The sequence below is a fragment of the Vibrio hepatarius genome (genome assembly GCF_018860525.1).
Lineage (GTDB): Bacteria > Pseudomonadota > Gammaproteobacteria > Enterobacterales > Vibrionaceae > Vibrio > Vibrio hepatarius_B.
The window spans coordinates 36,119-49,510 of record NZ_JAHKPM010000054.1; the positions used below are offsets into that span (position 1 = coordinate 36,119).

At 40.3% G+C, this 13,392-nt stretch carries 13 protein-coding genes and 1 riboswitch; of the genes, 5 read left to right on the forward strand and 8 right to left on the reverse strand.

The annotated features are described in order from the left end of the window. Window positions 1-15: 15 nt before the first annotated feature. The 3 genes from KO511_RS15675 to KO511_RS15685 all read right to left on the reverse strand — a co-directional run bounded on the left by KO511_RS15675 (window position 16) and on the right by KO511_RS15685 (window position 2,813). Window positions 16-1,773 carry a putative bifunctional diguanylate cyclase/phosphodiesterase gene (locus KO511_RS15675; protein ID WP_215988351.1) on the reverse strand — a complete coding sequence of 586 codons (1,758 nt, stop codon included), beginning with the start codon at window positions 1,771-1,773 and terminating at the stop codon, window positions 16-18. Between the two features lie 131 nt (window positions 1,774-1,904). After that, on the reverse strand, window positions 1,905-2,636 hold the full coding sequence (locus tag KO511_RS15680) for a chromosome partitioning protein ParA (RefSeq protein ID WP_215988352.1): 732 nt from the start codon (window positions 2,634-2,636) through the stop codon (window positions 1,905-1,907). 18 nt (window positions 2,637-2,654) lie between these two features. Next, window positions 2,655-2,813 carry a hypothetical protein gene (locus KO511_RS15685; protein WP_215988353.1) on the reverse strand — a complete coding sequence of 53 codons (159 nt, stop codon included), beginning with the start codon at window positions 2,811-2,813 and terminating at the stop codon, window positions 2,655-2,657. Between the two features lie 245 nt (window positions 2,814-3,058). On the opposite strand from KO511_RS15685, the gene KO511_RS15690 reads away from it, so the two are divergent. Further along, window positions 3,059-3,397 (forward strand): 50S ribosome-binding protein YggL, encoded by a 339-nt coding sequence (locus KO511_RS15690; RefSeq protein ID WP_215988354.1) that lies wholly within the window; start codon window positions 3,059-3,061, stop codon window positions 3,395-3,397. A 46-nt stretch (window positions 3,398-3,443) separates the two neighbouring features. Here the strand turns inward: KO511_RS15690 and KO511_RS15695 are convergent, their stop codons facing one another. Continuing rightward, window positions 3,444-3,686, reverse strand: coding sequence for a hypothetical protein (locus KO511_RS15695; protein WP_215988421.1), 243 nt, complete (start codon window positions 3,684-3,686; stop codon window positions 3,444-3,446). 396 nt (window positions 3,687-4,082) lie between these two features. Continuing rightward, window positions 4,083-4,187, forward strand: a riboswitch (glycine riboswitch). A gap of 105 nt (window positions 4,188-4,292) precedes the next feature. Between KO511_RS15695 and KO511_RS15700 the strand changes: the two genes are divergently transcribed. Next, the gene (locus KO511_RS15700) at window positions 4,293-5,663 is read left to right on the forward strand and encodes an alanine/glycine:cation symporter family protein (protein WP_215988355.1); all 1,371 of its coding nucleotides are present in this window, start codon (window positions 4,293-4,295) and stop codon (window positions 5,661-5,663) included. A 67-nt stretch (window positions 5,664-5,730) separates the two neighbouring features. Here KO511_RS15700 and KO511_RS15705 read toward each other — a convergent pair whose 3' ends face one another. Next, the gene (locus tag KO511_RS15705) at window positions 5,731-6,384 is read right to left on the reverse strand and encodes an isochorismatase family protein (protein ID WP_215988356.1); all 654 of its coding nucleotides are present in this window, start codon (window positions 6,382-6,384) and stop codon (window positions 5,731-5,733) included. Between the two features lie 18 nt (window positions 6,385-6,402). Beyond that, window positions 6,403-7,116 carry an NUDIX domain-containing protein gene (locus KO511_RS15710; RefSeq protein ID WP_215988357.1) on the reverse strand — a complete coding sequence of 238 codons (714 nt, stop codon included), beginning with the start codon at window positions 7,114-7,116 and terminating at the stop codon, window positions 6,403-6,405. A 254-nt stretch (window positions 7,117-7,370) separates the two neighbouring features. On the opposite strand from KO511_RS15710, the gene pncB reads away from it, so the two are divergent. Further along, window positions 7,371-8,612: a nicotinate phosphoribosyltransferase gene (gene pncB / locus KO511_RS15715; protein WP_215988358.1), complete on the forward strand. Its 1,242-nt coding sequence runs from the start codon at window positions 7,371-7,373 to the stop codon at window positions 8,610-8,612. A gap of 63 nt (window positions 8,613-8,675) precedes the next feature. On the opposite strand, the gene KO511_RS15720 is transcribed toward pncB, so the two are convergent. Further along, window positions 8,676-8,822 carry a hypothetical protein gene (locus tag KO511_RS15720; protein WP_215988359.1) on the reverse strand — a complete coding sequence of 49 codons (147 nt, stop codon included), beginning with the start codon at window positions 8,820-8,822 and terminating at the stop codon, window positions 8,676-8,678. Between the two features lie 12 nt (window positions 8,823-8,834). Here KO511_RS15720 and KO511_RS15725 point away from each other — a divergent pair, with 12 nt between their 5' ends. After that, entirely contained in the window at window positions 8,835-10,316 is a 1,482-nt protein-coding gene (locus KO511_RS15725) for a carboxypeptidase M32 (RefSeq protein ID WP_215988360.1), read from the forward strand. A gap of 63 nt (window positions 10,317-10,379) precedes the next feature. Here the strand turns inward: KO511_RS15725 and KO511_RS15730 are convergent, their stop codons facing one another. Further along, window positions 10,380-12,194, reverse strand: coding sequence for a DUF4365 domain-containing protein (locus tag KO511_RS15730; RefSeq protein WP_215988361.1), 1,815 nt, complete (start codon window positions 12,192-12,194; stop codon window positions 10,380-10,382). 215 nt (window positions 12,195-12,409) lie between these two features. On the opposite strand from KO511_RS15730, the gene KO511_RS15735 reads away from it, so the two are divergent. Then, window positions 12,410-13,369 (forward strand): transposase, encoded by a 960-nt coding sequence (locus KO511_RS15735; RefSeq protein ID WP_215988362.1) that lies wholly within the window; start codon window positions 12,410-12,412, stop codon window positions 13,367-13,369. Window positions 13,370-13,392 lie beyond the last annotated feature (23 nt).

Below are 13,392 nucleotides of genomic sequence, written 5' to 3' on the forward strand. Positions count from 1 at the left end.
AATGACTTAACCTTGTCAATTTTTATTATCAATTAAAGAAATAAATTCATTAGATGTAAGAGGCTGAGAGTACAAATATCCCTGATAAGAATCACAACTTTCTTGATGCAAAACCTCAAGTTGCTGTTCGTTTTCCACTCCTTCGGCAATGACACTAATGTTCAAACTATGACCCATTTGGACTATGGTTCTAAGTAGGATTCGATCGGCTTCATGTACGGCGCATTCATCTACAAAATATTTATCTATTTTAAGAACATCAACAGGAAGATGCTTTAAATATTTCAAGCAAGAGTATTCTACTCCAAAATCATCCACTGCGATTGAGACCCCAAGCGCTCTAAGTTGACTACAAATATCAGTCACTCCTTCAGGGTCTTTCATTAATGTCGATTCGGTAATTTCAATCTGTAGCAGATGGGGAGGTAGCTGAATTTCTCTAAGGAGCTCACAGATTGCCCTAAAAAGATCAGCGTCATCAAACTGAACCGTAGATACATTAACCGAAACGCAAACATCGATCCCTCCATCATGCCAAGCTTTTACTTGCTCACAAGCCCTATGAAGAATCCACTGGCCCAAAGGGACTATCTGCGCAGTTTTTTCAGCAATTGGGATAAATTCAGCAGGTGAGATCTCACCTAATTGAGGGTGTTTCCATCGAATCAAAGCCTCAGCCCCAATGATCTTACCATCAGCTACCGAAACTTTCGGTTGGTAATACAAAACAAACTGATCATTCAACAACGCCGCTTTTATTTCAGTTTCAATTTGGTGTTGACGGATTGTTTCATTTAATAGCTCTTCATCAAACCAACATACAAATCCAGCGCCTTGCGAAAGAGCTTTGTAGAGGGCAAAGTCAGCATTTTTTATCCAGACTTCTACATTATCAGCGGCGTCTTTTGCCAGAGCAACACCAATACTAAAACCAAGCCTGTGGCTGGTATTTTCCATGTTGAATAGTGTTTTCTCATGCTGGCGCAGAACCCCAACAACTTCAACTAATGTGGGTCGAAGTTCAGAACTCTCAACTACTAATCCGAATTCATCCCCCCCAAGTCGATAAAACTTACCATACACCCCCACCAAACGATTGATATGTTCAGCAAAGGCAACCATTAACATATCTCCATATCGATAGCCAAGACGATCATTAATATTTTTAAAACCATCCAGCCCTATGTGGAGTATTCCAAATCGATCAGCGTTATGAATATCGACGACTTTTATATCTTCATAAAAAGCGTGCAAATTAGGCAGTTTCGTTAAATAGTCTGTTATACTTTGCAATTGATAAATCTCAGCTTGTTTACGACTCTCCATATAAAAATAAGTCATCATAGTTGCGAAAATCGTAATAGCACTAGCTTCAGCAGCTATCTCAATAAATAGACCAATATCCACAAGGCTTAGCTGATATAAATAGCCATTAATTAACCCAGCGGCTACTGCTATGGACCAAAGGGAACCAGGAAATAGAACAATATAACATAATGGGAAAAGAATAAGCCCGCTTCTAATAACTCCTGTTTCTAGAGGTTCGATTAAACCACCAATTAAAAAAAGCACGACGGCACTAAACGAAAATAGATGTTTGAGGCGGAAATCTGATACCAACAAAGCAATAATCATAAATACTGGTAGCAATAAAAATATCCTACCCCAAATATGATCTTGAGTAACCAAACCATATGATACAATCGCTACTGCACATAAATAAGCGAGGTCAGCAATAATTGTCACCCACTCTACACGAACATTTTTGCTCACCTTGTTACCCTATGATTGCTAAACAAACTTATCCTCACAACTTAAAGCTAGTCGTAAATTACTCCCTTGCCCAATCCGACATAAAAAAACCTCCTAGGAGGAGGCTTTTGAGTTTATCAAGACAAATTTTTTTATAAGCCTAGCTCATCAGCCAACGTCTGGATTTGTTTTAAATCCATTTGATGTACACTGATCATCTGATTGACATGACTTAGACGGGAGTTTGCGGCATCTTGCTTGTCACATGCATCAGATTTGGCTTCCCATGATGTACCCGCTAAATATAAATCACAGTCAGATTTTAATTGCTTTAATTGAGGTTGAAGATCATCACGCTCCTTTTCCAAAGCCTCAAGCTCTTGTTTCACTTTCAACTCCTGTTGGAATAGCTCACGCGAACGCTCGAGCATAGTCACTTGTATGTCTGCCTGCCGGTTAAGCTTACGGTTTTCTTGGGTCGTTTGTACAATACTTTGCTTTTGCTGGTTGAGCTGATCTTCAAGAGAAATATTGACTTTTTCCAGTTCAGAGACCTGCGAATGTAACGTCGCTATTGTCTCATCGTAGGCTAATTTTTTTTCTTCCATCGCTTGGGATAACTTGGTTTCGATTTCAACGTCGACCTGATCAACTTTATTTTTTACCTCGTCAAGCAACTCTTTTTTTTCTTCAACCATTAACTGGTATTTCTTTTCCAAGCCATGATAAGCCTCTTGCCATTTCGACGACGTCACAGATGAGCCGATAAGTCCACCTAGAGCTGCACCAAGTAAACCGGCAATGATTATGTATAAGTAGCTACGTTTATCTCTTTCTTCAATAACTACCACATCATCATTTTCAACATCAGACTCGTTGTTCACTATTTTGCTCCTACTGATTTAACGCATGAGTTCAGTTACGGCCAAGGTGGTGGTATAAACTAAAAAACCTGAAACCAAGGTAATAACGACATATTTTTGCAATTTTTCATTAGTCCTATATCGAATCAACACGAAGGCTAACGCCGCTAGAAATACAATAGCAATTAATCTCGTCATACACTCTCCTTAGCCAACCAAACAATACTCAAACTTTTCTTGTTCTAACTTATACCATTTTTCGACAGCAGTTGGTCAGCATTACGTTCGTTTTACGCGCTTATGACCCAATTATATACATTACTGTAGCGACATCGCCCAAAACAACAGCACACACATCAATTCTTACGCATAAGACAACTTACAGATTTGGGTAGACGCTTAAAATGAGGTATAAGTAACTATTTTTTGCCCGAGGTACAATAATGAAACCATTCAAGTTAGATAACAAAAAACGTCGTATTCAAAAGAAACTATTTCTTGGTGAATTTGCAATGCTGGGATTTGAAGTTAGTTGTGATACAAAAATTCAAGATTTCGAAAATTACGACACCTTTGTTGATGAGTTTATCGATTATATAGACGCATTAGACCTAAGTTTTGGCGGCGGCGGTTTAGAGCTTTTTGAAGGTTTTATTTGCCATGCACAAAGGTATGAAAGTGTAACCAATGGACAACAAGCACAAATCGTTGCTTGGTTAGAAAACCGTAAAGATGTTAAAGCAGTCCGAGTTGGTGAACTAGTAGATGCCAACTACTTTTAAAAAGTAACCACTGTGGTAGCACCTTAAACAAGGCGCTACCCGCTTCTTATCTCACTTCCAACCCAAGATTGTATTGCGCTAGACATCGAGTGACATAACTCACCTTCAAAAACGCGGCAATAATAATTGTACTAATGTGCGCGGCTATCTGCGCTTCTAGGCTGAAGGCATACGCATACGGATAAGCAATTAACACGCTCACAACCAGCGTTAAGAAAGTGATCACTAGACCGATATTTGAAACCGCTAATAGTGTTTTAAAAGTATTTCGATTTGATTGATTGAGCATAGTGACCTCAGTAATGAAGATGGTTTCCATTACATAAAGCACTTTCCCTGCCAAATTTTTATTTCATTTACTATCAGTGCTTTATAAATATACAATTTATTATAATGTCAAAATGACAACACAAAAAATAAGTCATATAGACTCTAACATGTAAATAATAAGTTGTTTGACATTATTGTTGGATGTAATAAAAATATTGAATTGCATCATAAACATGATATGGTTCTCACGTTGAAACCCAATCAGTGGTATCGACTTACTTTTGTTCAGTATTTGAACAATCGTTCCGATGAAGATGGCAGGAGAGTGGTTTTTAGCCAAGTAATATAGATTTGGCCAAATAACCTACCGAAGAAGTAAATCTTTCAGGTGCTGTATACAGCGTGGACTGTCATTGGAGGAACCTCTGGAGAGAACCGTTTAGTCGGTCGCCGAAGGAGCAAGCTCACCGCTAGATAAGCTGTGAGTGAAACTTTCAGGCAAAAGGACAGAGGAGTGTAAAGAATAATGCAGCGATTATAATTTTCTGTCCGCAACACTTGTAGACCCATTATTTCTGCCCTTTCACTCTTCTCCTTAGTAACGTTTTATCACTTTGGGGAAATCATGGATAACCTTCAATCTTTACTTAACACTATCGACAGCTTTGTCTGGGGTCCACCGCTACTTATTTTACTCGTTGGTACAGGTATCTACTTTACCTGTCGTTTGGGATTACTCCAATTTCGTTACCTCCCGACAGCACTTACCATGTTATTTAGTAAAAATGATTCGAATAAACAAGGGGATGTGTCAAGTTTTGCCGCATTGTGCACAGCCCTTTCTGCGACAATTGGTACAGGTAACATCGTCGGTGTTGCGACCGCGATAAAACTGGGTGGTCCAGGCGCATTGTTTTGGATGTGGCTTGCGGCGATATTTGGCATGGCGACAAAATATGCAGAATGCCTACTGGCGGTCAAATATCGCAGAGTTGATGCTAATGGCCAAATGATCGGCGGGCCTATGTACTACCTTCAGTACGGAGTCGGTTCAAAATTCCTTGCGATCATGTTTGCTATATTTGCCCTACTTGTTGCCTGTTTTGGAATTGGGACCTTTCCACAAGTGAATGCCATTTTAGATGCGAGCGAAATTTCATTTGGTATGCCCCGAAATGTTTCGGCAATAATTCTTACCATTTTGGTCGCTTTTGTTACTTTAGGCGGCATCAAATCAATTGCTAAAGTTGCAGGTATGGTGGTCCCTGCAATGGCTGTATTCTATGTATTAGCGTGTCTAAGCGTCATTGTTATCAATGCAGAGCACTTGATGAGCGCCCTTAAACTTGTTGTGGTTTCAGCTTTTAGTTCTAGTGCTGCAACGGGTGGCTTTTTGGGAGCTAGCATAATGCTCGCTATTCAGTCAGGGATTGCTAGAGGTGTGTTCTCAAATGAGTCTGGTCTGGGTAGTGCTCCAATGGCGGCCGCGGCGGCAAAAACAGACTCGTGTGTCAGGCAGGGGCTAATTTCAATGACTGGAACCTTCTTTGATACCATCATCATTTGCACCATGACTGGATTAGCGTTAATTCTAACTGGTGCTTGGCAAAGTGATTTTTCCGGAGCCGCAATGACTACCCATGCATTTGCTGTCGGGCTAAATGCAGAGACTCTTGGCCCTGTACTTGTTTCTACTGGACTCATTTTCTTTGCTTTCACAACGATTCTTGGCTGGAATTATTATGGTGAGCGCTGTGTGGTATTTCTATTAGGTACCAAAGCTGTTCTGCCCTACAAGATAATTTTTGTTGTACTCGTTGCATCAGGTGCATTCTTGCATCTGGATATGATTTGGATTATTGCCGATATTGTGAATGGACTGATGGCAATCCCTAACCTTATTGGCTTGCTCGCCTTACGACATGTGGTCGCTGAAGAAACGAAACTCTATTTTAATCAGCTAACTGAAATAACAAAAAATAAAGTCCTTACTTAAATCATTTATTTTTTACTTACAACAATGCGAAGCTCATCAGCTTCGCATTCTTTACTCACTAAGCTGTTTATTCGCTGATTATATATTCAGAATTTTGAACCAAACGTACTCCCTTAGTAACGAGATCTTGTGCTACTGTATCCGTGTTTTTTGGAAAGACGGCACGCGTTGAAGCTAAGTTTAAAATGACGTTAAAACCAGCGTCAATCAGTTGGCCAATCGATTTCTTAACACAAAAGTCTAAAGCCAAGCCACCAACAATCACTGTTTCAATCTTCTTTGAACGCAAATACTCTATACCACCAGTAGACAAAGCTTCAGCCTGATCATGGTAGAAAGCTCCATAAGGATGTGCATCAGGATCCATACCTTTATTTATCTGAAAATCATAGTCTCGAATTGTGGGTAGACCTGGCAGTAATTCAGCACCTAACGTCCCTACTATACAATGTGGGTTCCACTTAATATCAACCTCTGGGAGCCCAACTGGCTCTAGCATATTTTCCGGCTTTTCAGCTTCCCAAGCAGCACCTGGTGGATGCATATCTCTCGACACTAAACGAAAATCAACCTTGCTGTGGTTTTCGATTAATTCGCTAACAATCTCAAGAGCCCCCACAACAGGAAGCTCATTTGGACAAAGTTCACTGAAGCCTTTTTGTGGATCGACATCAATCGACGCTGTTTTCTTTTTATCCACTTTTACTGCTTGTAAAAACATTGCTTACTCCTAGTATTACTAACGCAGACAGGTTTGAAAATAAGTCACTCTATTTTCAGCCAAACTATATACCTGAGCAGGCTTTCCGCCTTTACCTCGATTAGTCGAGGCCACTTTGTTGGCACTGACAATAACACCGGTGTCAATTAGACGACGTTTGACTGTCATTCTATTCACCTCAACACCAAATTTTGCATAGGCATTGATGATATCGGACACTAAAAATTCTTTGTCCAAGGTAAATAGGGCTACAGAAGTATACTCAACAGCTGCACGAAGCTTTCTCCATGCCAGTTTAATTAAATCAACATGATCAAAAGCGAGCAAAATTTGATTGCCTAAGACTGCGTTTAGTGGAAACCATTTTAGTTGCTCTTGATTCAGCCCACAATTCTCTATCTGTTCAATATTGGCCGTATTAACCAAGGCATAGTGAGCAATCGTAACACTCCAACCCTCAGGATCTCGTTTCGGGTTCCCCTCAACCATTGGCTCGCTGATATAATTTGGGTAAGTGTGAATTTTTTGGCGACAAATACGTTTACGCGCAGCTTCGAAATCTTTGTCTGCCTGTTGGCCTCCATCATCCGACATATCTTGCTCGAAAACAAAACCGCCAGGAATCGCCCACAGACCTTGCTGTGGTCGCTCAGGGTTATTTCTCTTAATCAACAAGGTTTCTAACCCTTGTCCACCGAGCCTAAGGCATATCATGTCAATAGTGACAATCATTATAGATTCTCTCAGTACTTCACTGACAAGTACATTACCACTGAAAAGTAGCAGGTCAATAAGAAAGTAACAATTGGTGATTAACCTCCTTTAATTCGTGCTGTCATATGATTAATTGTATAGATTATCTTTCTCTCCCTGAAGATTTTTTTGACATATTTCGCTATGGTTAATAACAAGATTTGACAAACCATATCAGCATTGATTAAAGTGCCCTAAATCGAGAAAATAATTGACATGACTAGGATGGATTAATGAGCGCCGCATTGTTTAACGATACTATCATCCAAAGTGCACTAGACCTTGATGTATATAAAATCAATATGATGTTCGCTGCTCGAAAGTACTATCCTAATACCCAGGTTCGCTATGAGCTCATTGTTCGCTCAATTGAAGACCTTTCAGATATTGAAATTGAGGTTTCAAGAGAAATTAACAAGCTTGCAAGCTATCTATTTGGTAAACAAGAAATTGCCTATTTAAGACAACAAGCCCCTTATCTGGATGACGATTTTTTTTCCTATCTTAGTCAATTCAGGTTCAAGCCAAATCAGCAAATTTTTGTCACAGCAGCTAGTGGCCAGTTACGTGTTTCCATCAGTGGTGTTTGGCATGAGACCATTCTCTATGAAACGCTTGTGATGAGTATTATTTCCGAAGTGCGCAATAAAACTCACTGGAACAGTATTCCATATCAACAGTTTATTCATGTTCTCGAGAGCAAAATATCCTTCTTGCAATCTGAATTGAAAAAAAGAGATATAAAGAATTTCAAGTTTTCGGAGATGGGAAGCCGCCGCCGCTTCAGTTCAAAAGTACATTACGATTTAGTCCAATACCTCCACCAACACGTGCCCGATTTAATGTCCGGCACAAGTAATTATCATCTAGCAAAACAATTGGACATAACACCGATAGGCACCGTTGCTCACGAATGGTTTATGGCACACCAGCAGCTCAGTGATCCTGTTCAGTCACAAAAAATTGCCTTAGATATCTGGCACAAAGCCTTTAACGGCACTCTCGGTATCGCCCTAACCGACACCATAAGTATTAATGCATTCTTAAAAGATTTTACTTACGAGTACGCTACAGCTTATGCTGGTGTGCGCCATGATTCTGGTTGCCCATTTAAGTGGGGTGATAAAATTTTGGCCCATTATCAATCACTAGGTATTGACCCCAAGTCAAAGGCTTTGATATTTACTGATGGACTTAACTTTGAACGCGCACTCGAAATATGCGAGTACTTCAATGGTCGTGCCATGATTAGTTTTGGTATAGGTACATTCCTAGCCAATGACATGGGTGATTGGTCTGACTCTCATGATACTTATCAACCTTTATCTATGGTGATTAAGATGACGGAGTGTAACGGAGCGGCAGTCGCAAAAATCAGTGATGAGCCTGAAAAAGCCATGTGTGAAGACCCCGTATTTCTCACAGATCTAAAGCAATATTTCGGTCTTCCCAATACACTCGATAAAGCAAGCTAACTATTTAGTTAAAGGTAAAATGGTTTTAACGATTGAAAATGTTTTGGTATTGATAATTAATCTTTATTCCTGCGCACCAAAGTCAGCATTTTCTTTGGTTAAATAATTCAATGATGTGATACAAAACAGATAATCAATCGTCTTATTAGCTGGATAACCCTTGGTATAACCTATCGACATTGATACACTTTTAGCCTTATTAATAGTCATGGAAGGCCGCTGATGAGCGCATTCGAAAAACTAAAGCAACATTCCCATAAGATCTCTCATTTCAATCACCTTGCAGCTATCTGCGGCTGGGACCAAGCAGCAGTGATGCCAAGCGGTGGAAACCAGGCTCGTTCCAAGGCCATGGCTGAATTATCTGTCCACATCCATAATCTGCACACTCTGCCACAACTAGAAGATTGGTTTAATCAAGCTGAAAATGAACCTCTTGAATCATCAGACAAAGCAACATTACGAGAGCTAAAGCGCCAATGGCAACAAGCCAACGTATTACCAGAGACCTTAGTCCAAGCCAAGTCTTTAGCCGGCTCAAAGTGCGAACATGCATGGCGTACCCAGCGAAAAGACAATGACTGGGCTGGCTTTGAAAAAAATTGGGCTGAAGTCGTTCAACTTTCTCAAGAAGAAGCACAAATCAGAGCAGAAGCAAATGGCACAACACCTTATGACGCCATGTTGGATATTTATGAGCCGGGCACCAATTCTGCCTCTCTTGATAAGCTTTTTTCCGATGTAAAAAATTGGCTACCCGATCTTATCAACCAAGCGATCGAAAAACAGTCAAGTGATCAATACCTAATTCCTGAGGGGGAGTTTTCATCGACGAAACAAAAAGCGTTAGGTTTAGAAGTCATGAAGATGCTGCAATTTGACTTTAACCATGGGCGCTTAGACGAGAGCATGCACCCTTTTTGTGGGGGTATTCCTTCAGATGTTCGCATTACAACCCGCTATGACGAAAGTGAATTCACTCAGTCACTAATGGGGATTATTCATGAAACTGGTCACGCCCGTTACGAACAAGGACTGCCCAAGTCATTATCTGGCCTTTCTTCCGGTCAAGCTCGTTCAATGGGTATTCATGAATCCCAGTCATTGTTTTTTGAAATGCAAATCGGTCGAAGTAATAGCTTTATCGCTCACTTAGCAAACTATGCCGCAAAGCACTTTGATGGGCATAACCCTGAGCTTTTCTCTCAACAAAACTTTCATAAGTTATACACTCGCGTGAAAAAAGATTTTATTCGCGTAGATGCGGATGAACTCACCTACCCTGCTCATGTGATACTGCGCTATGAAATTGAACGTGACCTAATTAATGGAAAAATTAAGCACACAGACATCCCTGAGTTGTGGAACGATAAAATGCAAACCTATCTCGGTCTTTCAACCGAAGGCAACTATCGCAATGGGTGCATGCAAGATATCCACTGGACCGACGGAGCATTTGGTTACTTCCCTTCCTACACTTTAGGTGCTATGTATGCCGCTCAGTTTATGGCATCAATTAAGCAGAAAATGGACGTTGATGAGATTATCCGAAGTGGTGACCTATCACCAATTTTCAACTGGCTTGATACGAATATTTGGAAAAAAGGCTCATTGCTTACAACTGATGAGCTTGTTAAAAAAGCTACTGGTGAAGCACTAAACCCTGCTCACTTCAAACAGCACTTAATAGATCGCTATCTATAGATAAAAGAATGAGGTGCGTAATGCACCTCATTCTTTTACTTTCTTAATGGCACAATTAACAGATCAGAAATCTATCTTATCAAGCCACTCAACATGCTTTTTCCGTTCTTCTTGCTGCCATTTCAAATTCCAAACCCAATCATCTTCTCTTGGTGAGCAATCAGAGCACTTATCACAATAACTTTGCTTAAATCCTAACGCAAACTCTGGTCCATCAGAGTTATCGAATGCTTTGATCAGTAAGTTCCCAGTTCCAATTGTGTGCTTATGCTTTAAGCAAGTCATGATAGGCATACTCAGAGAGTGCATTCCCAACTGTTGGGCTATCATTCCTCTCGGTCGATAATCAACAAACATATGTTCACAATGACCAATAATATTTGTTGGATCGTAGTTGGCTAAACCTATTGCGACGAACTGCCCCTCTCTCGAAGCAGGATCATCTGGGTCCAAACCAAGGTTTTTAGCCATGTCAGCAAAGAATTGCTTTTGCTCTTCAATGCTGGCTTCATAAAGTGGCTTTGGTTTCTTCTGGTTAGCAATTATGGGATCCAGATGGTCAAGCAGCTCTTGTGAGTCTGGGAAATGATCGAGAATCAACTCTCTCATATCAAACTGAACAATCTCTTTTAACCCTTTCTGTATGCTAATGAATAGATACAGGTGCTCAATTTTTCCAAGATCTTTAACCATTGCTAGATAAGTTAAAGACATGTAGATCATGCTTTCAAACCATTCGTCTAAAAACGTAATCGCATCATCCGTCCCCCTAGCCTTATGAATCGACTTAAATATACCAATAGACATCGTTAAGTCTTTCATCACATCTGCCAAAATGTTGAACTGACTTTGTCTAATCAAGCGATGACACAAGTTAATGATTTTCTGTAGACGCACACACACTTCATGGTATTGAGTATTAGCTGCTCGATTCATATACAAGAATTCAAAGCTATCTGTCTTGAAGTGATCATTTGTATGATGAAGTGCATACAACTGTTCAATTTTAATAAAGAGCAAAGTACATCTTGCTTTAGCTATCGCAGTTAAACGGTACGCTGACTCTCTTTGCTCTCTTGAACAGCGAATTAGATAATCACATAGCTTTAGCTTTTCTAAAGCTTCATCGCTTTTAAGTTGCGTGTAGGGCTGAATATCAAAAGCAAAAGAGTAGTACAAAGCAGCAATGAACCTGTCTTTTGGCGGCACTACTGGAGAGTTAATCAGATCACTCGCTTGTTTAAACACTTGCGGGTATGAGCGTTTAACCATCAACTGCTCTAACTTGATATGGTAAGCCTTGAACAAAGCGTCACCGACTTGTTCAATACATGTATTCAAAGCTTCTGGTTTCAGGGTCTTACAGTTGTTAACCGCAAGCTTAAGATCTCGTAAAGACAGAAAATCCCAACATTCTTGAACAGCCACCAGCAATTTATCGAATGATACGGAATCGTTTCTTTCTAGCTTGTTTTCCACTGGTAAATGGACAGTCAAAGTATCAGTAGATGAGTCTACTACTTTCTCCAAGACCTCTTGATTGTCAGTAACAGAAACCCAGTAAATCTCTTCGCTAGACACTTCAACAACAACTAGTATCACTGGGATATTGAACTTGAGATAATACTGAAGACGGGCGCGAGAAACCGAGAAAGACAGCTTCTGTCCATCCTCAATAAATGAACAGTTCTCTTGACCTTTAAGCTGAATTTTGAACACACTCTCTTGACCAAGAGCTTTTCCGTTTGAATCTTTCAGCTCAATTTCACAATCAATACCATGATCATTCTGGTCTTCTTGACTTCTGATAATCCAATTAAACGGCGCTTTGTACTCAAAAATTCGCCCTGCTACTGTACCAATCTCACCTGCGTTCATTTGATGTCCTTAGTTATTGCATGGTCATATATTACACTTAAAATACAACAAGCTAAACCTCGAAATAAATTCGGGACACACGCCAAACGAAATAAATTCGGGACACACGCCAAAAGGACTAAATAAGTATGATTTACTCCTTTTCTAGGGACTGATAGCAACCACTTGTTTGAATGATTGCTAACTTCTTATTATTCCAATAAGGAGACATATTCATGACGACTGCACGCAAGCAACTTATCTCGATTGAAGCGACACCTTATTACCACTGCGTTTCTCGCTGTGTGAGGCGCAGTTTTTTGTGTGGTGAAGACACCCAAAACCAAGTGAGTTATGAGCATCGCAGAGAATGGATCGTCAATAAAATTCACTCGCTTTCTGATCTCTACTGCATTGATATTTGTGCTTACGCCATCATGAGTAATCACTACCACTTAGTCGTCAATATCAATCGAGAGAAAGCTTTGGCCTTGTCACATCATCAGATAGTTGAGCGCTGGGGAATGGCTCATAAGTTACCGCTTATTATTCAACGCTGGCTTCATGAGCAACTCACTCACCCAATTGAACACGCAAAATGTATGGAGATCATTGAGCTTTGGCGAGAACGTTTGTGGAATTTGAGTTGGTATATGAAAGAGCTTAACTACGATATTGCTTGTAAAGCTAACAAAGAAGACAACTGCACTGGCCACTTCTGGGAAAGCCGATTTAAAAGCCAAGCCTTGCTTGATGAAAAAGCCCTCGCCGCTGCAATGGCGTACGTAGACCTAAATCCTATTCGCGCAGGCATTGCTACTAAGCCAGAAGACTCAGAATTTACCTCCATCAAAGCTCGAATCGACGCTTTAGATAAACAGCTTACCACAGCCCCTTGTCTTCATCCTTTTATCGGTAACGGGAGCAACTTAAAACAAGACGGCATTCCTTTTCGATTGATGGATTATATTGAATTAGTCGACTGGACAGCCCGCCAAATTCGGCCGAATAAAGCATTTATGAATACGAACCTGCCCCCCATATTAGACAGGCTCGGGGGAAACATAAATAACTGGCTAAAGGTTTGTACACAATTGGAGAAATTCCACGTCACTGCGGTAGGTAGCCAAGCACAGGCGATGATTGCCAAAACTGCTCTTAATAAGAAAAAGCTTCATTTATTCGCATTTGAATAGCAGTCACTCAAAGACTTTCCAGA

What these genes read in the sequence shown, in the direction of transcription:
- KO511_RS15735 (WP_215988362.1), top strand. Translation starts at nt 12,410, where the DNA reads ATGACGACTGCACGCAAGCAACTTATCTCGATTGAAGCGACACCTTAT.
- KO511_RS15725 (WP_215988360.1), top strand. Translation starts at nt 8,835, where the DNA reads ATGAGCGCATTCGAAAAACTAAAGCAACATTCCCATAAGATCTCTCAT.
- KO511_RS15700 (WP_215988355.1), top strand. Translation starts at nt 4,293, where the DNA reads ATGGATAACCTTCAATCTTTACTTAACACTATCGACAGCTTTGTCTGG.
- pncB (WP_215988358.1), top strand. Translation starts at nt 7,371, where the DNA reads ATGAGCGCCGCATTGTTTAACGATACTATCATCCAAAGTGCACTAGAC.
- KO511_RS15730 (WP_215988361.1), bottom strand. Translation starts at nt 12,194, where the DNA reads ATGAACGCAGGTGAGATTGGTACAGTAGCAGGGCGAATTTTTGAGTAC.
- KO511_RS15710 (WP_215988357.1), bottom strand. Translation starts at nt 7,116, where the DNA reads ATGATTGTCACTATTGACATGATATGCCTTAGGCTCGGTGGACAAGGG.
- KO511_RS15705 (WP_215988356.1), bottom strand. Translation starts at nt 6,384, where the DNA reads ATGTTTTTACAAGCAGTAAAAGTGGATAAAAAGAAAACAGCGTCGATT.
- KO511_RS15685 (WP_215988353.1), bottom strand. Translation starts at nt 2,813, where the DNA reads ATGACGAGATTAATTGCTATTGTATTTCTAGCGGCGTTAGCCTTCGTG.
- KO511_RS15695 (WP_215988421.1), bottom strand. Translation starts at nt 3,686, where the DNA reads ATGCTCAATCAATCAAATCGAAATACTTTTAAAACACTATTAGCGGTT.
- KO511_RS15690 (WP_215988354.1), top strand. Translation starts at nt 3,059, where the DNA reads ATGAAACCATTCAAGTTAGATAACAAAAAACGTCGTATTCAAAAGAAA.
- KO511_RS15720 (WP_215988359.1), bottom strand. Translation starts at nt 8,822, where the DNA reads ATGACTATTAATAAGGCTAAAAGTGTATCAATGTCGATAGGTTATACC.